The following is a 19,314-nucleotide window of genomic DNA, read 5'->3' on the forward strand; positions in this document are numbered from 1 at the left end:
ATCGTGGACAGTATTTTTCTGCTGGTCCCCATTGTTATCGTTTTTATCGTACTGGCGGTGAAATTCTTCTTCTGGGCGGTCAATAGCGGGCAGTATGACGATCTGGAGACTGAGGGGCGCCGCATCCTGTTCGATGATGAGCATGAGAGCCCGCGATCTTCCGGTCCAGCGAAAAGTGATACCGCCGCGCGGGATGATGAGCCATCCGAAAGCGGGGATCGCTAAGTGGAGCAGTGGGGGTTTCTGGCCGCGGCACTGGCGATCGGCTTTCTGGGCAGTAGCCACTGCATTGGTATGTGTGGCGGTATATCCGGCGCACTCGGCATGGCAGTTCCGGGGCAGAAGCCGGTATGGTCACGGCTGATTGGTTATTCGGCCGGTCGCGTGACAAGTTATGCCCTGATGGGTTTTCTGGTGGGCACTCTCGGTGCTTTTGTGGCCAAAGACCTGGCGGCAACGCTGGCACCGCTGCGTGTGGTGGCCGGCCTGATGCTGGTCGCTATGGCGCTCTACCTGGCGGACTGGTGGCGAGGCCTGGTGTGGTTGGAGCGGGGCGGCCGGTTTTTCTGGCAGTACCTGCAACCTGTGTCGCGGACATTGCTGCCGGTGCAAACCACACCGCAGGCAGTGGCGCTGGGTGCGCTTTGGGGTTGGTTGCCGTGCGGGCTGGTCTACAGCGCCCTGACCTTTGCCCTGGCTCAGGGCAGTGGCACCAATGCCATGCTCGCCATGCTGGCGTTTGGCCTGGGTACCGTGCCCGCTGTGCTCGCGACGGGCGCTGCGGCTGCACAATTGCGGGCGGTGGTGCGAAAGCCCGGCGTTCGTCTTTTGATGGCGCTGCTGGTACTGTTGTTTGGCCTCTGGACCCTGTGGGGTGGGCTGGCCCATTCAGGCCATCAAAACCACACTGGTGAGCAGCATGAAATGATCCCGGGTCAGTCGCCACACGAGCATTTACCTGCTCATCACGGGCATCACAGCCCTGACCCGGAGCCCGGCGAAGTCCACAGGGGTCACGTAAGCCCGGAATCTGAACCGTCAGCTGAAGATCATCATCCGGCTGATCATCACCACTGAACCTGTATTGCCGAAATGTTGAGCGGGGGAGGCCAGCCTTTCCCCGCTAATGAGTTGTCGTCTTTTCCCTCTGTCAGCCTTCATCTGACCCGCTCAAACCGCCCGCAGGCATTGGCCTCAATAGGGTGTCGCAAAACCCGCCTCAAAGTTGAATTCGATGCCGTTCGGCGCTGAAAACCCCGCTGTCACCGAATTTGTCGTATTTTTGAGGATTCTGCGTGATTTCTCGCCACCTATTTCCCCGTGCGAGGATGGGATTCCTTGTATCTTGGCAGAGTGCAAATGACAGCGTTATCAAATTTTTATGACAGCGCTGTCTGAGTGGGTTGGCCTGTTCCTCCATTCCTTTGTACATCTCTTGGCGTGGCTGGTCCGAGCAGTCGACGGGGAAGTACGGCTACGGAAAAGAGCGCCGGAATTTCAGTCCGGCGAAATTCGAGGCACATTAACAATAACGAGGATAACCATGAATAAAATGCAGTCTCTGTCGGGGGCGGCACTGCTGCTCGCAATGATCAGCGGACATGCCGCGGCCTACGATTGTGGCGGCGTCCAGGAGTATGTGGACGGCTCGGCGTACAGCAACGGCGATATTGTCCAGAACGGTTCTGTTGCCTACCAGTGTGATGTTGCTGGCTGGTGTGGTCAGGGTGGCGCTTACGCACCGGGCGAAGGTTGGGCCTGGACTGAAGCCTGGAGTGACCTGGGTGCTTGTGATGGCTCAAGCTCATCTTCCAGTTCCGGTGGTTCCACTTCCAGTTCTGGCGGTTCCACCTCCAGCGGTTCGTCTTCTGGTAGCACGTCTTCTTCCGGCGGCAGCTCCGGTGGTTCGGAAGACTGTGGTGACGTCACCGTGTGGAGCGCAAACGACGTGTACCACGGTGGTGATCGGGTGCAGCACCAGGGGAGCGAATACGAAGCAAAATGGTGGACCCAGGGGGACGACCCGGCACAGGCTGGCGAGTACGGGGTTTGGAAGCTGATCAGCCAGTGCACCGGTGGCGGCTCCAGTTCATCCAGCGGCGGCTCTAGCGGTGGTAGCACCAGCAGTGGTGGCTCCAGCGGTGGCAGTACCAGTAGTAGCGGTGGATCCAGCGGCGGTTCCAGCAGTGGTGGCGAGCGCCTCGGTGGTTACTTTGTGAACTGGGGCGTTTACGGCCGCAATTATCATGTGAAGAACATCGTCACCAGCGGCTCCGCTGAGAAGCTTACCCACATCTATTATGCGTTCGGTAACGTGCAGAATGGTCGTTGTACCATCGGCGATGCCTACGCGGATTACGACCGGTTCTACGGCGCCGGTGAAAGTGTGGATGGCCAGGCCGATACCTGGGACAACGGCGCCCTGCGTGGCTCCTTCAACCAGCTGCGTAAGCTCAAGCAAATGTACCCGCATATCAAAGTGTTGTGGTCCTTTGGCGGCTGGACCTGGTCCGGTGGCTTCGGTCAGGCGGCGGCCAACCCGGAAGCGTTCGCCGAGTCCTGTTATCAGTTGGTGCACGATGCGCGCTGGGAAGGGGTCTTTGATGGTATCGATCTGGACTGGGAATACCCCAATGCGTGCGGCCTGACCTGTGACAGCAGCGGCTTCTCGTCCCTGTCGAACCTGATGTCCGCAGTGCGCGCACGCTTCGGTAACGACCTGGTCACTGCAGCGATCACGGCCGATGGCAATGCCGGTGGCAAGATCGATGCCGCGGACTATGCCGGTGCGGCGCAGTATGTCGATTTCTACAATGTAATGACATACGACTTCTTCGGCGCCTGGGAGAAAACCGGTCCCACCGCACCGCATTCACCGCTGACGAGCTACAGCGGCATTCCGATCGAAGGCTTCTATTCGGATAATGCGATTCAGGCGTTGAAAAACAAAGGGATTCCTGCGAGCAAGCTGAATCTGGGTATTGGGTTCTACGGTCGCGGCTGGACCGGGGTAACCCAGTCTGCACCGGGCGGTTCTGCCACTGGTGCTGCACAGGGTACCTATGAAGCCGGCATCGAAGACTACAAGGTATTGCGCAACACCTGCCCGGTCACTGGCGTTATGGCGGGCACCGCGTACGCACACTGTGGCAGCAACTGGTGGAGCTATGACACCCCGTCCACCATTGCGGGCAAGATGCAGTACATCGCCGATCAAAACCTGGGCGGTTCCTTCTTCTGGGAGCTGTCTGGCGATACCACCGGCGGCGAACTGATTGAAGCGATGCACAATAACCAGTAACTTTAACAACCTGACAGCTCCCTTTGGGGAGCCCGGCAGGGGGGCCTTGTGCCCCCCTGTTACGTCTTGGTTAGTGAATAGACCGGATACCGGCAGTACCATGAAAAAAATAACGAAGGCTGCGGCGGCTCAACCCATCGAGTGCCCGAAAGCCCCAACCAGCATCACGATAAACCTGATTGCCCTGTCGATTTCACTGTTGGCCGTTGTCTGGCTGCGGGAATACGGTCAGGATCTGGCCGTTCGCACAACGAGCCTGGTGGTGGCCTGCGTGGCCCTGGCGCTTCCCATCATTGTGCTGGAGTGGCTGTTTCTTAAACCCTACCGCAACCCGTCTGCAGGGTTGGATTTCCGGCGTCGCAATCACAGCCTGCGCCGTACCGCGGTCAAGCTCCTCGGATTCTACCTGGCTGTGGGCTCTGTGGCCTTTGTCTATTGGTTGTTTCCGGAATACCACGGATCCTTTTACGACAACTACTTTGCCGTAGTGCGCGCCATACTGCCCTGGTGGCTACTGCTGGCAATCCCGTATTTTTACCTGATCGACGGCGCCATGCTGCGACCGCGGGACGCCTACTGGCAACTGGGCAGCCTGTTACTCGGCAACAGGAAAGAGGTATCTGGCCGTGCGGTCGGGCAGCTGTACCTGGGGTGGCTGGTAAAACTGTTTTTCCTGCCGCTGATGTTTGTGTACATGGGCAATAACCTGAACACGCTGCTGAACTTCGACTTCGCCCGCCTGTTCGGCAGTTTTAAAGCCGTGTTCGATTTCACTTTCAATTTTCTGTTTTATATTGATCTGCTGTTCGTCACCGTGGGCTATGTGTGTACCCTGCGCCTGTTCGACTCCCATATCCGCACCGCCGAGCCGAGCTTTCTGGGCTGGGGGGTGGCTCTGATCAGCTACCAGCCGTTCTGGAGCATGTTCTCCGGTACCTACCTCAAATACGACCAGGGCCCAGCCTGGGGCTTCTGGTTCTGGAACACCCCGCTGATGTATGGCATCTGGGGTACCTTGATTCTGTTGCTGATCGCCATTTATGTATGGGCGAGTATCCCGTTTGGTATCCGCTTCTCGAACCTGACCCATCGTGGCATTCTTACCAACGGGCCTTACCGCTTTACCAAGCATCCGGCTTATATCAGTAAAAACCTGTCGTGGTGGATGATTTCAATGCCATTTATGGTGAGTGCCAGCGGAAGTGAGGCTCTCAGGCATTCAATGCTGCTATTACTTGTGAACTTCGTGTACTTCATGCGAGCGCGTACAGAAGAGCGCCACCTGTCCTGGGACCCGGACTATGTGGCTTACGCCAGATACATTGAGGCGCGGGGACTTTTTGCTTTTATAGGACGCTGGATTCCGGTGCTGAAATTCGGCCGCGGGCGTCTGTTTAATGTGGCAGGCGAAAGCCCTTCCGCCACAGACCTGCCGCCAGAATCAGGGAGTGCTTACAAGCCTGCGGCTTCGTGATCATCACACCCGGTAACTTGTGCGGCTGGGGCTAGCCAGGAAGGGCCCGCTGCCGGAAACCGGGTGATAACAATTTGAAAATAATGATGTTGAAAGTAGTACAGGGGCAGCCGTGGGTTGGGCTGCAACACTGGTGTGCATCGTATTTTGACACCCGCGGGATTCGGCTTGATCGCCGAACGGCCTGCTATGCGATCTGCTATTTGCTTGTACTTGTAGGTGTCTGGCTGCGGGTTGAACACATTTTTGTTTATAACCCGGTCGACCATATCTGGAGCGATACACAGCGGCACTGGGAGCAGGGCACTGAGGTGTTGCGCCGGGATCCCATGTCGCTCACTGATCCGGTGTTGTATCAGGTCTATATCGCCATACTCGGCAAATTAACGCTCGGCGAACCGCTACTGGTTGCGCTATATACCGCGTTGCTTTCCTGTCTTACCCCCTGGGTCTGGTATCGGTTTGCGCGGGAGCTGTTGCCCGGGCGCCTGCCGGCGACCGCGGTCTGGGCTGTGTTGTCAGTCCTGCCATCCTGGATCACCATTTACGCGTATTTCATGCAAGAAACCCTGCTGCTACCGCTACTGGGTGCGGCGTTGTATGCCAGCTGGCGCTGCCGACGGAAGCAGACCATGGCCAGTTTTCTGGTGATGGTGGCGTTGTGGGTGCTGGCAGGGCTCACCCGCGGTATTGCCATACCGCTTGCCGCGGTCATTACAACCTGGCTGTGGCTGGTACAGCCGCAAAAGGTCGCCAAGGCCGGATACAGCTTCGCGTTGCTGGCGCTGGCACTCGGACCACTCGCGTATCGCAGTTACGCGGTAATGAATATGGTTTCACCGCACGGTATCGGGCAGCTGGTCGCTTTGTATATGCGTTCGGGAAAGCGGGAGGTCCACATCCAATACCTCAATGATGGTGCGGAGTGGAATTACTGGTTTGGTTCACCTTCCACCGGTGAAAAACCCTTTGTCCCTTTCTCTGACTGGACTACGGATCGCAGCGGTCGCGTTTCGGCAAGCATTGACATTGCAAACGGTGGCGCTGACTGGCAGCGGGCGATCCAGGAGTACCCGCTGACACCGGCTCGCTACGCCTCGCTTACAGGTGAGAACCTGATCTACCTGTTCTTTGGCTCTTCCTGGCCGGACAATAATCGCGAACGGCCGCTGGAGTGGGTCGCGCACCACCTTCGCTGGGTCTGGGGACCGTTGGCTCTGATGCTATTGGTCGCGACCGTGTTTTATTGGCGAAGGCTGAAAGGGCAGCGTATGTTGCCGGCGCTGATTGCGACCTGGTTTATCGTGCAAGGGCTGTTGCCTATTGCGGTCAATGAAGGCCGCTACCGGAAGCCGGCGGAAGGGATGATGCTGGTACAGGTGGCGCTGCTGCTGGCCGTGCGTCGTCGGCGTGCACTCGTTGGCGGGAAAGTGTCCAGTGTGGCCGACACGGTGCCGGTAGTCGTGGAAGCCGGAGCGGTAGCGATATCGCCGCCTGCGATCTCCGAGCGCTACGCTGGCGGTGAAACTGGCGATGGTGACGGCATACCAGAAACCCCGGGCAAGCCTGACAGGTTGAAAGAAGATGTTCCGGTCTGACGGTGCGGCAGGCGCAGGGGCCGCTTATCGCGGCCCCTTGTCCCAGATGTTGAAATTCCTTCTCGCCGGCGGTGCTGCCACGGCAGTGCAGTATCTGTTGCTGGTGATAATGATTGAGTTGCTGGGGATACCGGAAGTTCCGGCGGCGGTTACGGCGTACTGTCTCGCCTCCCTGGCCAACTACAGCCTGAATTATTACTTCACCTTTGCTGGCCATGAGTCTGCCAGGCATCGCCAGGCACTGCCTAAATTCATAGTCGTAGTGTTGTGTGGTCTGCTCCTGAATACGGCGTGTTTCAGCGTTCTGTTGCCATATATGCATTACCTCGTGGCTCAGGTATGCGCAACGGCAGTTACGGTCGTTTTCAATTTTCTCCTGCATAAACTCTGGATATACCGGGCGCCCGAATGAACCAGATTGATCCGGCTTCAAGTCACCTTTCATCCGTCAACTTGCCCGCAGCGCCAACACTGGCAATCGTGGTTCCCTGCTACAACGAGGAGGCGGTGCTTGAGGCTACTCGCGCGGAGTTGATTGCGACACTGGAAGCTTTGCGGGATGCCGGGGCAATCGGCATGGAATCCCGCATTTATTTTGTCGACGACGGTAGTCGGGATGCCACCTGGCCCATGCTGGAGCGCATGGCGATGGAGGATCGCAGAATTGTTGCGGTGGCGCTGTCGCGCAACCGGGGGCACCAGAATGCGCTTTATGCCGGGCTGGGTCAGACCGTTGAGGAGGTGGTTGTCAGTATCGACGCCGATCTGCAGGACGGCCCGGAAAACATTGCCGGTATGATCGAGGCTTATCAGGCAGGGCATGAAATTGTCTACGGGGTACGTAACGAGCGTGTCAGCGATACGCTGTTCAAGCGTCTGACTGCGGAGGGGTATTACTGGTTGATGCAGCGGCTCGGGGTGGATCTGGTGTTCAACCATGCAGACTTTCGTCTTATGTCCCGACGTGCCGTGGATACCCTCCTGCAATACCCGGAAACCAACCTGTTTTTGCGCGGCATGGTGCGGGAACTCGGGTTCCGGTCCACTACTGTAGAGTATTCTCGAAGACCCCGGCTTGCCGGCGATAGCAAATACCCGCTGCGCCGCATGCTGTCATTGGCCTGGAAAGGTGTCACCGCGTTCTCGATAGCGCCGCTGCGCGCGATTACGTTAACGGGCTTACTGACCGGAGGCCTGTCACTCGTGCTGATTGCCTGGGTACTTTTTGTAAAACTGTTTTCCGGTAGTGTGGTGCCCGGTTGGGCATCGATCATGGTTCCGGTACTGTTTATTGGCAGTGTACAGCTGCTGTGCCTGGGGGTGATCGGCGAATACCTTGGGAAAATATACGAAGAAGTGAAACGGCGCCCGCGCTACCACTTGCGGGAAGTGATCGGGGATTCCGCTGAGCCTGCGGCAAAAAGGCCCGTGGGCTCAGCGGGTTCGGGTATACGGCGCGTCGCTCGCGAAGAGAGCGGCCCGGGGAAGGTGACTTAAGCGGGCTTCGGGTCTGAGTCCAGTCGCAACGACAGGTCAATGGCACGCAGGTGTTTGGTCAGCGCGCCGGACGAAATGTAGTCCACGGACAGTGTCGACAGCTGCTGCAGGCGGGCGGCATCCACGCTGCCGGAGATCTCGATCTTCGCCTTGCCGTTTGCCATTTCCAGTGCCGTTTTGGTGTCCGCGTCGCTGAATTCGTCCAGCATGATGACATCTGCACCGCCTTCCAGCGCCTGTTTCAGCTCATCCAGGGTTTCCACTTCCACCTCTACCAGTGCGCCGGGCTTGATAGTGTGCGCCTGGGTGATGGCGTTCTGGATGCCGCCGGCCGCGGCAATGTGGTTTTCCTTGATGAGGAAGGCATCGTAGAGTCCGATACGGTGGTTGTGGCAACCGCCGCAGAGCACTGCATATTTTTGCGCTGTGCGCAGGCCGGGAATGGTCTTCCGGGTATCCAGAATCTTCACCTCGGTGCCCTCCGCCAGTGCGGCAAATTGGGCTGCGGTGGTGGCGGTGCCGGATAACGTCTGCACAAAATTCAGCGCACAGCGCTCGCCGGTCAAAATTGTGCGCGCGTTGCCGCTGAGCTCAAAGAGCGTGCTGTTTGCACTTACGTGGTCTCCGTCTGCGACGTGCCAGGTAATCTCAAGCTGAGGATCCAGCTGCCGAAATACTTCTTGTACCCAGGCTTTGCCACAGAAAGTACAGTCTTCCCGAGTGATTACTCTTGCCCTAGCCTGGCGCTCGGCAGGAATCAGCTGTGCGGTGATGTCGCCGTCGCCCACGTCTTCGGCCAGCGCGCGGCTGACGGAGTCGGCGATATCCTGGGTCAGATTGGGGATTTGGGTTTCTGCTGGCGTCATGGGCTGGCCTCGATCTTTGGGGCGGCAATACTAGCAAATTCGGGCGTTGGTAGAGCAAAGTTAGCTGATTGGCGGTGTCCGAAAGAGCTGTGACCGTATCGACGAGTGCAGTTTTCAAAGCTTTGTCGCCAGTTTCTACCGGGGTGCTGTGACCTTTGTCGCAAAAACGATCGTGCCAGTTGTGTGCCTGGCGGGGGAGTCCGTAGAATCGTGTGACTGACCAATCAAGCGCATATTTTGGGCGCTACGCCTGAGTGTTCGTAGTGCAGGCAAAGCATTGGGCACGATCGTTCTCGCCAGGCTCCTGCCTCTGTGGCACGAGCTGATAAATAACTATTAATCCAGCAGGCAAGCAGCAGGTTTCCCAGGGCCTTCTGCACATATGATATCAAGTGGTACTTGTGACCATTGATGCCTGTGAAGAGCTCTATGGCAATGAAAGACTCCAATAATGTGGTAACCCTGTCCGGTTTGCGCGATCCGCGGGGAGCAACCAAGAGCGAAGCGGCATTGCCCGCGGCGGTTGAGGCCGTTCGGGTAAAAGCGGTTGGTTACCTTACCGAAAAGGGCAAGGAAGTCTTTGCCAAAGTCGATGACTCGCTATTTGCGATGGCCGAAAAGGCTCATGGCCAGGATGAGCAGGATGGATTGTTCCAGGCTTTGCGTCTGCTGCGGGTGGAGCGTCGCCGTCTGGTGGAAGAGTTTTCCGAGAATGTCACCCGCGCGTTCCAGGCGTCTGAACTGAGGAAGGAAGAGTCCGAGGATCAGTATTCCGCCGATAATTTGTCCCTCGTTCACAACGACGACCTCGAGCAGCTGGTCGCGGTGGATACCATGGTGGCGAACGCCAAGCGCGATTTGGCCGAGCCGCTGACCGAAATTGTCTTGCGTTTCAATACGCTGCTATCCGTCAAAATCTACGACAAGAACAATCCTCTGGGTCCCGACCGCATTTGTGACGCATTTGTTGAATCGGTGCGGACCCTGGATCTGCATTTCCGCGCCCGCCTGACGGTTCTGAAAAAGTTTGAGCAGATCGTCATGGCGAACCTTGGCGATATGTACGATCTGTGTAACGACCTGTTTGCGGAGCAGGGCGTACTGCCTTCTCTCAAGCAGCAGCGCCGAGCTGCGCGCCAGGTTCGCCCTCAGGCCTCCTCACCTGTCAGGCCCCAGGCCGGGCAGCCACAGGGGGGAGCTCCGGTGGAAGGCAGCGGACAGGCGGCGGCCGGTTACGCCGGGCACGCCGGTTATGGTTTGATGCCTCTCAGCGCCGGCGTCGCGCCCATGCCGGCGCAGGATTTGCTGACCCACCTTGGCGAGTTGCAGACCCACTTGCCACAGAGTTACGCCGATGGTGGTGTCCAATTGCTTAATGTGGGCGGCCTGCTGCAGAGCCGTCTGGTCGAAGCGCAGCAATCAGCGGCTCTGGCCAAGGTCGATAGCGATATTATCAAGCTGGTCGAGATGCTGTTTTCCTTCATCCTGGAAGACCGCAATCTGGCTGAACCGGTCAAATCCCAACTTGGTCGCCTCCAATTACCACTGTTGAAGGTAGCGATCGCCGACAAGTCGTTCTTCAGTAAGGGCGGTCACCCGGCACGCAAACTGCTGAACGAGCTGGCCGATGCCTGTACCGGTTGGCAGGCGCGTGACAACTACGAATCGGATCCGCTGTTTAAAAAAGTCAACGATGTCGTTTCGCGTGTACTCGCTGAATTCGACAGGGATATCAATATCTTCTCGCTGCTACTGGAGTCTTTCCGGGAGTTCATCGTGCGCGAGCGCAAGCGCGCGCAGAAGCTGGAGCAGCGTATCGTTGATGAGGCTGACGGCAAGGCCAAAACGCAGGCAGCGCGCGCGCGCGTTGCAGCCGTTATGGATGCGCTTGTTGCCGAGCGGGATTTGCCTCCGGTTGTAGGTGAGTGGTTGGAAAAGGTCTGGAGCAACATGCTCTTCCTGACCTGCGTCAAGGAAGGCACCGAGAGCGAAAACTGGAGCCGCGACGTGCGTACCGCGCGGGATCTTGTGTGGAGCGTGCACGCGCCCATGCCGGACAGTCGCCAGCAGCTGCTCGGTTTGCTGCCCACCCTGCAGGAGCGCCTGAAAGCCGGCGTGGAAGCGGTTTCGCTGAACAGCTTTGACGCACGCCGTATGTTTGCGGGTCTGAAAGAAATCTACCGTGAGCGTTTCTCGCTGGCGCAGCGGGTTGCGGCCGAGCGGGCGCTCAAGGCGAAAGAAGAGGTGCGCGAAGAGGCGCGCCGCGAGCTTCAGGAGGAGCTGGCATCTGCTGAGGCTATAGAGTCTGTCGAGCCTGTCATTGAAGAAGTTTCCAGTGTGGTTGAACTGCCCCAGATGGAGGACCTTGAGCAGGTAGTCGCGGAGGTGGCAGTAGGCCCCGCTGCGGAGACTGCGGAGGAGGCGCTTGCTGAGTCGGATTCCTACTGGCAGCAGACCTTCCGTCTTGCGCAGGGCAGCTGGTTTGAGCTGAAGCGTGACGATGAAGAGCAGTTCCGCTGCCGCCTGGCCGCAGTTATTAAGGATATTGATCAGTTCATCTTCGTGAATCGTAACGGCGCCAAAGTCGCTGAATTCACTCGCCTCGAACTCGCTCATGCGCTGCGCAGGGCGGAACTGATACCGCTGGATGACGGCATGTTGTTTGAGCGGGCTCTGCAATCCGTTATTGGTACCGTACGTAAATCTCGTGGCGAGATGAGTTGATTACTGAGGCTTCCGGAACCTGCCGGGAGCCCCTTCTCTGATCGGCTGGTTAGCGTGAGACAGGGCCATGGATTCATGTAATGGCAGATGGATTGCTGTACCAGGTTGAATTCCGTCGTAAATTTGTCATATAAATCGTCTGGGCATTTACTTTTGCTCATTGTGATTTACATAAAACTTGGTCAACATGCCTTTCTATACCTCGACTCTCCTGACTTGGTATTAAATCTCTACTATTTCCAATGAATTTTCCGCAATTTGGCTCCAAAGGGCCCTTGCGCGCTTTGTCTAATTGCTCGATATTGAGCTGTAGTGCCACTTTTTTTATGAAGTGCGTTCCATTCGTGATGCGAAAATAATCGCGAAGGCCCGCACCCCCGGCTGGGCAGGATGTTCGACGGGGAAGCTGGTATTCAGATGTAGCGGAGAGAAAAGTCGCCGTCTCAGGGATATTCGGACGGAATCACATAAGCAACCTGTACCAGGACGGTACCGGGAGTGAGCATGGACGATATGGAAAAAGAAAAAAAAGAATTTTTGGTCATTGCCGGTAGTGGTAACGGGCGTGGTGCTCGTGGCGGTACCCGCAACCCGGCTCCTCGCCAGTTATCTAATACCGTGAAACAGATCAATCAAAAAGCCCAGCAGTGGCTCAAGTCTCGCGTGGAAGAGGTATTTGCGCAGGTCGACGACTCCCTTTTTTCGATGGCGGAAAAAGCGCACCAGCAGGATGAGCAGGATGGCCTGTTTCAGGCGATTCGTGTTCTGAGGGTTGAACTCAGCCAGTTGGTGGACAGTTTCTGTGACGGGATTGAGGAGCGCTTTTATGAACCGCGCAATGATTCTCCCGGTGAAGATGCGTCTCTAAATGCAGCGTCTTCCCTGAAAAGCCTGTCGCTTGTGAAAGATGATGATCTAGAGCAGCAGGTTGTCATTCGCACCATGATTGCCAATATCAAGCGCGATCATGCGGAAGCGATTGCTGCCCTGTCTTTACGGCTCGACAATGTGCTGCCCAGCAAAATTTACGACGAAAATGTGCCCCTTGGCCCTGCGAGTGTGTGTGGAGCCTTTGCCGATGCGCTGGATGAGGTGGAGATCTCCCTGCGCGCGCGGATGACCGTATTCAAAAAGTTCGAAGCCCAGCTGGTGAATCGCCTGGGTGAGCTGTACCAGTTATGTAACACCGCCCTGATCGAAATGGGCGTTCTGCCAACGCTGGAAGACCCGCTCGGGCACCGCAGGCGCCCGGGTGGGACAATGGCTGCCAGGGGGCAGGCCTCTGGGCAGCCTCCGGTATCCGGTAACGCCCCCGTACCTGCTGGTGATGCCATGGCCGGAGCCATGGGGGCTGGTTATATGGGGGGTGGGGCAGCGATGGCTTCCTCAGTCTCGGGCGCTGGCGGAACCGGTGGCCAGTTCGCACCAGGCCTGATGCCTTACGACTCGGGTGCTGTGCCCATGGCTACTCCGTCGTTGCTTCAGCACCTGGGGCAGCTGCAAATGGGCGTTCCCCTGCAGGCCGGTGCAACCGGTGAGCTTGTTGATGTAACGGCCATGCTCCAGCAGCGTCTGGTTGAGGCAAAGCAGAGTGCGTCGTTGCACGAGCTGGACAGTGAAGTGATCCGGCTGGTGGACATGTTGTTCTCCTTCATGCTGGAAGACCGCAATCTCGCCGAGCCAATTAAAGTGCAGTTGATTCGCCTGCAGTTGCCCATGCTGAAGCTGGCTGTGGCAGACAAGGCTTTCTTCAGCAAGGGCGGTCACCCCGCCCGACGCCTGCTGAATGAACTGGCAGATGCAGCCATTGGCTGGCAGCCGGGAGAGAATTACCTGAACGATCCCCTGTATCGGGAAGTCTGTTCGGTCGTTGAAGGCGTGTTGTCGGAATTCGAGGAGGATGAAAGTGTTTTTGTTCGCCTGCTTGAATCGTTCCGGGATTATGCATCACGGGAACGCAAGCGCGCCGCAGTTATGGAGCGGCGTACTATTGATGAGGCGCAGGGTACGGCGCGCGTGGAGGCGGCCAAAGCCCGGGTTGCGGCAGTATTTGATGCGCTGACGGCCGAGCGAGAGCTGCCCAAGATTGTGCATGAGTGGCTCAATCGTGTCTGGAATAGTGTTCTGTTTCGTACCTGTCTGAAGGAGGGAACGGACAGTGGTAATTGGCGCCTGCATGTTCTTACTGCCAGGGATCTGATCTGGAGCGTGGTTGCCCCCATGCCGGAAAGCCGTGCCAAGATGCAGCGCCTGCTGCCGGATTTACGCCGCCGTCTCGACGAGGGCGCACAATCCCTGTCACTGAGCCCCGGTGACCGTCAGAGGCTGATGGGCGGTTTGAATGTACTGTACCGCGAGCGCGAAAGCCTGGCGGAGCGGGTTGAGTCAGAACGCGAGCGGCGTATCCGCGAGCGCCTGGTTCAGGAGTTGCGCCGCGAGGCCGACAGTATTCTTGCTATTCCGGAAGTTGAGGAAACTGTGGCCGAGGTGGTTGCACTGGCTGAAGAGCCCAGAGAGCTGCCGGCCAATCAGCCAGCGCTGCCGGACGTGGAGTCTCTGCAGGAAGTGGCCAAAGTTGCGACGCTGGTGAAAAGCGATAGCGCTGCGAAGCAATCCGTTCCGATGGATGATGAGCACTGGCAGCAGACTTATCATCTCAAGGACAGCTGGTTTTTGCTGCGTCAGCCGGAAAAGCTACCGGTTCGCTGTCGCCTGGCTGCCATTATCAAAGACCTCGACCAGTTCATGTTCGTCAACCGTTCGGGTGCGAAAGTCGCCGTATATTCACGGCTGGAGCTTGCCCAGTCGCTGCGGGATGAAGTGCTGCTGCCACTGGAGCAGGGGCCGCTGTTCGAACGTGCGCTGGAATATGTGGTTGGCAACTGTGGCGAAAGCAAAATCGCGATCAGCGTTTGAGGACAGGGAGCTTTCCCTGTCTCATTGACCATTTCTGATCGTTATTTTCGTATTCTGCCAGTCGGCCGGGCCCAGCCCGGCCGGATTTCGTCCAGTCAGTCGTACCTTCGGTGTCTGCCCGGTGGTTACACCCTATCTCTGCCAGTGGCGGTAATCCCGTCCCTTCCATAGAATACCCTTTGGCTCAGAACAGCATGGGGTTCCGTTTGTGAAATATCAGGTCCAGTCAGGCTGGTTGTCCGGTGTTCGGCGCGTGCCGAGCCCGCACTGCAATAGCCGCCCTGACAACACAGAGATTGATCTCCTTGTCGTGCACAGCATCAGTCTGCCGCCCGGGCAATACGGCGGCTCGTACATAGATGAGTTCTTTCTCGGGCAACTGGATATTGATGCACATCCTTACTTTTCCGAGATAGCTTCGTTACAGGTGTCTGCGCATATGCTGATCGATCGGCTCGGCCGGGTGACCCAGTACGTACCGCTGAACCACAGAGCCTGGCATGCAGGGCAATCGACATTTTGCGGGCGGGATAACTGCAATGACTTTTCTATCGGCATTGAGCTGGAAGGATTGGATACCGATACCTTTACCGAAGCTCAGTACGATGCCCTTACCGAAGTGACAGTGGCCATCATGGATGCTTTCCCGGCAATCGATAAAAGCCGTATTGCCGGGCATTCCGAGATTGCGCCCGGTCGTAAACTGGATCCGGGTCCGGGGTTTGACTGGAAGCTTTTCCTGGCAAAACTGGATGACCTCACGGGAGATGCACCCTTAGCCTGATATTCATTTCGGTCATGCGGAATTCAAGAGGCGTATAAATAAACGCCGTAACGCAATAACTTAATGTTCGTGGGGGGCGCAATGGCGCTTTTGATCGTATTACTGGCCCTGGCGCTGGTACAAATATGGGGCTCTGGTGGTCCCTTGCACCGGGACGGGTGGTTCGCACGCTGGCGGAATGTGATCCAGCGTCGCCAATCCTTTTCTGCGAGGCCTGGACTGCAGTTTGGGGTTACCGTTCTGGGGCCGGTATTGGTTGCCGCAATAGGTTTGGTCATCGCTGAAACCGTGATGGGCGGATTCGGTGTGTTACTGGTCAGCGTGCCCCTGTTGTTATACAGCTTCGGTCGTGGAAACTTTAACGACAGTGTTTCCAGTTATTTACGCGCCTGGTATCAGGGCGACCTGGAGGCGGCATTCCTGGTTGCGGAACCGTTGCTGAAAGGGATGGATACCACCGTAGTAACGGATGCCAGCACACTACACAGGCTGGTTTTCCGTGCGGCAGCTTATCGAGCGTTCGAGCGGCTCTTCGCGGTATTGTTCTGGTTCCTTGTTGCGGGTGTGCCGGGGGCATTGTTGTATCGCCTGAGCCAGCTCTATATCCACGGCGGAGAGTCTGAAGGCCAGTCCTCGCCAGAAGCTGACAGTGACGGGGCCGATGTACAGCTGGCCCGCCAGTGGTTGTGGTTGGTTGAATGGCTGCCGGTGCGCGTGGTCGGGTTTACCCTGGCGATTGTTGGCAATTTCGCAGGCTGTTACCGCGCCTGGCGCGAGCACCTGACCTGTAAAGAGAGCCGTTCCGCGGAAGTGTTGGGCTACTACCTGGAAGGTGCGCTCGGTGGCATTGATGCCAGTGAATGCAGTGCGGGTGTAGCGGTCAGTGAAGGTCAGCGGGTATGCGGCGCCGAGCTCGAAGCCCTGCAGGCATTGCTGGCGCGCGCCCTGCTCATGTGGCTCACAGTCCTGGCACTTTATGTGATTTTCGGCAGTTGATTGTCGTCCCATTGACAGAGGTTGTTTGATGTCAGAGTCCAATCCGCAGCAGGTACGCCCGCAGGATAGCGAGGCGGAAGACCTGCCGGTAGCCGCGGAAGTCTTCGCGGCGGCACAGCGCCTGACCGGTAAGGTTCAGCGCACACCTATCCTGACCTGCCGCGCGCTCAATGCGGCCACCGGTGCCGAAATATTTCTCAAGTCTGAACATTTGCAAAAAGTCGGCGCGTTCAAGGCCCGCGGCGCGGCCAATGCCGTAGCGCTGCTGCCTGAGGGAACCCAGCGTGTGGCGACACACAGCTCCGGTAATCACGGCGCCGCTCTGGCATGGGCGGCCGCTGAACAGGGTATCGCGTGCTCGGTGGTCATGCCGGAAAATGCCCCGGCCGCCAAGCGCGCCGCAGTGGCGGCCTATGGCGCGGATATTGTGCTCTGTGAGCCTACGCTGGCGGCCCGGGAGGGCACTCTGGCAGAACTGGTGGCTGAAACCGGTGCGCATGTGGTCCCTCCCTTTGACGACCGCAGGGTAATTGCGGGGCAGGGCACCGTGGCGCAGGAAATTATTGGCCAGTGTCGCGAACTAGGGTTTACCCCGGATCTTATCGTTGCCCCGGTTGGCGGCGGTGGATTGCTGGCGGGCGTGGGGCTGGCTGTTTCGGCCCTGGCGCCCGACATCAAGGTTCTCGGGGCCGAGCCTGCGGGGGCGGATGATGCACAGCGCTCCTTCCGAAGTGGAGAGCGGGTGACCGAGCAAACACCGGTAACCATTGCCGACGGATTGCGTACGACACTTGGGGCCAGGAATTTTTCTGTCATCCGGAATACCGTGAACGATATTGTCACTGTTTCAGAAGATGACATCCGGCAAGCGCTGGCGCTGCTTTGGACTCGTACCAAGCAGCTGGTTGAGCCCTCGGCCGCGGTCAGTCTGGCTGCAGTATTGGCGCATCCGGCGCGCTTCAGGGGCAAGAGGGTCGCGCTGGTGCTAACTGGCGGCAATATGGACCTGGAAACCGTTGGCGAATTGCTCGTTTGAAACAGAGTGTTATGGAAAGGGGGATACGGAGTATGAGTGTGCGTGCGGAACGCAATTTGGGTGTAGTCCATGCCAATTGCAGTCTTGCTGCTAAACTGGTGGCAGCCTTGGTACTGGTTGTTGCCATCTGTTTTCCAGCGGTGGCAGCGGCACAATTCACTTTGTCCTCAACGACCCTGAAACCGGGCGGGCAGCTGACGAATGCCCAGTTGTATTACGGTTTCGGGTGTAGCGGAGAGAATGTTTCTCCGCAATTGAGCTGGCAGGGGGCACCCGAGGACACAAAAAGTTACGCCGTGGTCATGCACGACCCGGATGCACCCACGGGCAGCGGCTGGTGGCATTGGGTGGTGTTCAATATCCCGACCAGCGTGACCGAGCTTCCCGAAGGCGCAGGCGATCCCAAGGCGGGCCTCATCCCGGAGGCTATCCAGAGCCGGACGGATTTTGGCAGCCCCGGATATGGAGGTGCCTGTCCACCGCAGGGCCACGGTGATCACCGTTACCAGTTCAAGGTGTTTGCACTGAAGACAGAACAGTTGCCGCTTGATGAGAATAGCCCCGCTGCGATGGTCGGCTACTACATCAACGCCAACAAGCTGGCCGAAGCGCAACTGGAAGTAAAATACGGGCGCGACTAGACAGCGGCTCACGTGGCTGCATGAGTGACTACGTGATGAGCGACGTGCTAGTGGGGCCCAAATAATAGCGGTGATAACAAGGAACCAGAGCCAGTCATGCAGCAGAATAAAATGACCTGGGGTGAAGCGCTCAGGGTTTACACGCGACCAAAAGTGCTGGGGATGTTTTTTTTCGGGATCTCTGCTGGTCTGCCTTTGCTGCTGGTTTTCTCCACACTCACTGCCTGGCTCAGGGATTACGGGGTTAGCCGAACCACCATCGGCTTCACCGCGTGGATCGGTATTACCTTCTCCATCAAATTTATCTGGGCGCCGATCATTGATTCTCTGCGCTTGCCATATCTCACCCGGCTAATGGGCAAAAGGCGCAGCTGGATACTTGTCTCGCAGCTGGGTATCGCCTTTGGCCTGTTTTCCATGAGCCAGCTGAATCCCCAGCTCGCGCTCCCAGCTGTTTTTGGCTTCGGCGTGCTGGTGGCATTCTGTTCGGCGTCCCAGGACGTGGTCATCGACGCTTACCGTATTGAAGCTGTAGATACCGAGTACCAGGGTGCAATGGCGGCGATGTATGTTTTCGGCTACCGGGTCGCTTTATTGATCGCCGGGGCTGGCGCCCTGTTTATCGCAGAATATGCCAATTGGAGCATCGCTTATTTATCAATGGCGGCGCTGATGGGCGTGGGCATCATCACTACGCTAATGGTTTCTGAACCGGACCATCAAAAGGCCCGGGCACAGGGGCAGGAGTTCCAGCACGAATGGGTTGACCGGGTGCTGGGTAGCGGCAAACACGGAAAAATCAGCGAATGGTTTGTTCGGGCTGTTGCCTGCCCGTTTATTGATTTTTTCCAGCGCAATGGGCGTTTTGCCCTCGTTTTGCTGCTGTTTATCGGGATCTATCGTGTCAGCGATATTGCTATGGGGGTAATGGCCAATCCGTTTTACCTCGATCTTGGCTTCAGCAAGGATGACATTGCGCAGATCGGCAAACTGTTTGGCTTCGTATGCACCATGATCGGCGCATTTCTTGGCGGGGCGATGGTGGTACGGTTTGGTATCTTGCGGCCGCTGATTCTGGGCGCGGCAATGGTTGCCGCAACCAACCTGCTGTTTGCCCACCTGGCCACCCTTGGGCCGGACAAAACCTGGCTGGCACTGGTCATCAGCGCTGACAATATCAGTGCGGGAATTTCAAACTCCGTCTTTATTGCCTTCCTGTCCAGTCTGGTGAACCAGTCCTACACCGCAACGCAGTACGCACTGTTCAGTTCACTGATGACATTGCCCGGTAAGTTTATCAGCGGGTTTTCCGGCATCGTTGTCGATGCCCAGGGCTATGAATCCTTCTTTATTATGGTGGCGATTCTCGGATTACCGGCGGTGTTCCTCGCTTTCTATATCTGGTGGCGTGACCGGGACAAGGAATTAGTAGCGGACAAGAAGGCGACCGGGTGAGGTCGTTGGGCGCAGATCGGGGGGGC

Annotated in this window: 15 protein-coding genes; 14 read left to right on the plus strand and 1 reads right to left on the minus strand. The window is 57.5% G+C overall.

What is annotated here, in order from left to right; all coding sequences use genetic code 11:
- The first annotated feature begins 3 nt into the window (after positions 1 to 3).
- From ccoS to LC093_RS16340, 7 genes are all read left to right on the plus strand, one after another.
- Positions 4 to 225, plus strand: a complete 222-nt coding sequence (gene ccoS, locus LC093_RS16310) for a cbb3-type cytochrome oxidase assembly protein CcoS (RefSeq protein ID WP_226667341.1) — start codon at positions 4 to 6, stop codon at positions 223 to 225.
- Positions 226 to 1,077 carry a sulfite exporter TauE/SafE family protein gene (locus tag LC093_RS16315; protein ID WP_226667345.1) on the plus strand — a complete coding sequence of 284 codons (852 nt, stop codon included), beginning with the start codon at positions 226 to 228 and terminating at the stop codon, positions 1,075 to 1,077.
- Positions 1,078 to 1,543: 466 nt separating this feature from the next.
- Complete coding sequence (locus tag LC093_RS16320; protein ID WP_226667346.1) at positions 1,544 to 3,301, plus strand: glycosyl hydrolase family 18 protein; 1,758 nt, start codon at positions 1,544 to 1,546, stop codon at positions 3,299 to 3,301.
- Positions 3,302 to 3,401: 100 nt separating this feature from the next.
- Positions 3,402 to 4,775: an isoprenylcysteine carboxylmethyltransferase family protein gene (locus tag LC093_RS16325; RefSeq protein ID WP_226667347.1), complete on the plus strand. Its 1,374-nt coding sequence runs from the start codon at positions 3,402 to 3,404 to the stop codon at positions 4,773 to 4,775.
- An 83-nt stretch (positions 4,776 to 4,858) separates the two neighbouring features.
- On the plus strand, positions 4,859 to 6,373 hold the full coding sequence (locus tag LC093_RS16330; RefSeq protein ID WP_226667350.1) for a hypothetical protein: 1,515 nt from the start codon (positions 4,859 to 4,861) through the stop codon (positions 6,371 to 6,373).
- Entirely contained in the window at positions 6,360 to 6,785 is a 426-nt protein-coding gene (locus LC093_RS16335) for a GtrA family protein (protein WP_226667354.1), read from the plus strand. Before LC093_RS16330 ends, LC093_RS16335 begins: the two co-directional genes overlap by 14 nt.
- Positions 6,782 to 7,870, plus strand: coding sequence for a glycosyltransferase family 2 protein (locus LC093_RS16340; RefSeq protein ID WP_226667359.1), 1,089 nt, complete (start codon positions 6,782 to 6,784; stop codon positions 7,868 to 7,870). The genes LC093_RS16335 and LC093_RS16340 overlap by 4 nt, the downstream gene beginning before the upstream one ends.
- Here LC093_RS16340 and nadC read toward each other — a convergent pair.
- Positions 7,867 to 8,736 (minus strand): carboxylating nicotinate-nucleotide diphosphorylase, encoded by an 870-nt coding sequence (gene nadC, locus LC093_RS16345; protein ID WP_226667360.1) that lies wholly within the window; start codon positions 8,734 to 8,736, stop codon positions 7,867 to 7,869. The genes LC093_RS16340 and nadC overlap by 4 nt on opposite strands.
- Before the next feature lie 435 nt (positions 8,737 to 9,171).
- Between nadC and LC093_RS16350 the strand changes: the two genes are divergently transcribed.
- The 7 genes from LC093_RS16350 (at position 9,172) to LC093_RS16380 (ending at position 19,288) form a co-directional block, all read left to right on the plus strand.
- Positions 9,172 to 11,460 (plus strand): DUF1631 domain-containing protein, encoded by a 2,289-nt coding sequence (locus tag LC093_RS16350; RefSeq protein ID WP_226667364.1) that lies wholly within the window; start codon positions 9,172 to 9,174, stop codon positions 11,458 to 11,460.
- 504 nt (positions 11,461 to 11,964) lie between these two features.
- Positions 11,965 to 14,376, plus strand: coding sequence for a DUF1631 domain-containing protein (locus tag LC093_RS16355; protein ID WP_226667370.1), 2,412 nt, complete (start codon positions 11,965 to 11,967; stop codon positions 14,374 to 14,376).
- Positions 14,377 to 14,584: 208 nt separating this feature from the next.
- Positions 14,585 to 15,160 carry a 1,6-anhydro-N-acetylmuramyl-L-alanine amidase AmpD gene (ampD, locus tag LC093_RS16360; RefSeq protein ID WP_226667374.1) on the plus strand — a complete coding sequence of 192 codons (576 nt, stop codon included), beginning with the start codon at positions 14,585 to 14,587 and terminating at the stop codon, positions 15,158 to 15,160.
- 81 nt (positions 15,161 to 15,241) lie between these two features.
- Positions 15,242 to 16,156, plus strand: a complete 915-nt coding sequence (gene ampE / locus LC093_RS16365) for a regulatory signaling modulator protein AmpE (protein WP_226667377.1) — start codon at positions 15,242 to 15,244, stop codon at positions 16,154 to 16,156.
- Between the two features lie 28 nt (positions 16,157 to 16,184).
- A complete protein-coding gene (locus tag LC093_RS16370; protein WP_226667381.1) occupies positions 16,185 to 17,192 on the plus strand; it encodes a threonine/serine dehydratase in 1,008 nt (335 codons plus the stop codon).
- A 32-nt stretch (positions 17,193 to 17,224) separates the two neighbouring features.
- Positions 17,225 to 17,833, plus strand: a complete 609-nt coding sequence (locus LC093_RS16375; RefSeq protein WP_226667382.1) for a YbhB/YbcL family Raf kinase inhibitor-like protein — start codon at positions 17,225 to 17,227, stop codon at positions 17,831 to 17,833.
- Between the two features lie 96 nt (positions 17,834 to 17,929).
- Complete coding sequence (locus LC093_RS16380) at positions 17,930 to 19,288, plus strand: AmpG family muropeptide MFS transporter (protein WP_226667387.1); 1,359 nt, start codon at positions 17,930 to 17,932, stop codon at positions 19,286 to 19,288.
- The last annotated feature ends 26 nt before the right edge of the window (positions 19,289 to 19,314 follow it).

The organism is Microbulbifer aggregans, from assembly GCF_020524005.1.
Taxonomy (GTDB): domain Bacteria; phylum Pseudomonadota; class Gammaproteobacteria; order Pseudomonadales; family Cellvibrionaceae; genus Microbulbifer; species Microbulbifer aggregans_A.

Excerpts from the sequence above, each read along its gene's own strand:
- LC093_RS16320 (WP_226667346.1), top strand. The coding sequence starts at position 1,544 with ATGAATAAAATGCAGTCTCTGTCGGGGGCGGCACTGCTGCTCGCAATG.
- LC093_RS16325 (WP_226667347.1), top strand. The coding sequence starts at position 3,402 with ATGAAAAAAATAACGAAGGCTGCGGCGGCTCAACCCATCGAGTGCCCG.
- LC093_RS16330 (WP_226667350.1), top strand. The coding sequence starts at position 4,859 with ATGATGTTGAAAGTAGTACAGGGGCAGCCGTGGGTTGGGCTGCAACAC.
- LC093_RS16335 (WP_226667354.1), top strand. The coding sequence starts at position 6,360 with ATGTTCCGGTCTGACGGTGCGGCAGGCGCAGGGGCCGCTTATCGCGGC.
- LC093_RS16340 (WP_226667359.1), top strand. The coding sequence starts at position 6,782 with ATGAACCAGATTGATCCGGCTTCAAGTCACCTTTCATCCGTCAACTTG.
- nadC (WP_226667360.1), bottom strand. The coding sequence starts at position 8,736 with ATGACGCCAGCAGAAACCCAAATCCCCAATCTGACCCAGGATATCGCC.
- LC093_RS16350 (WP_226667364.1), top strand. The coding sequence starts at position 9,172 with ATGAAAGACTCCAATAATGTGGTAACCCTGTCCGGTTTGCGCGATCCG.
- LC093_RS16355 (WP_226667370.1), top strand. The coding sequence starts at position 11,965 with ATGGACGATATGGAAAAAGAAAAAAAAGAATTTTTGGTCATTGCCGGT.
- ampE (WP_226667377.1), top strand. The coding sequence starts at position 15,242 with ATGGCGCTTTTGATCGTATTACTGGCCCTGGCGCTGGTACAAATATGG.
- LC093_RS16370 (WP_226667381.1), top strand. The coding sequence starts at position 16,185 with ATGTCAGAGTCCAATCCGCAGCAGGTACGCCCGCAGGATAGCGAGGCG.
- LC093_RS16375 (WP_226667382.1), top strand. The coding sequence starts at position 17,225 with ATGAGTGTGCGTGCGGAACGCAATTTGGGTGTAGTCCATGCCAATTGC.
- LC093_RS16380 (WP_226667387.1), top strand. The coding sequence starts at position 17,930 with ATGCAGCAGAATAAAATGACCTGGGGTGAAGCGCTCAGGGTTTACACG.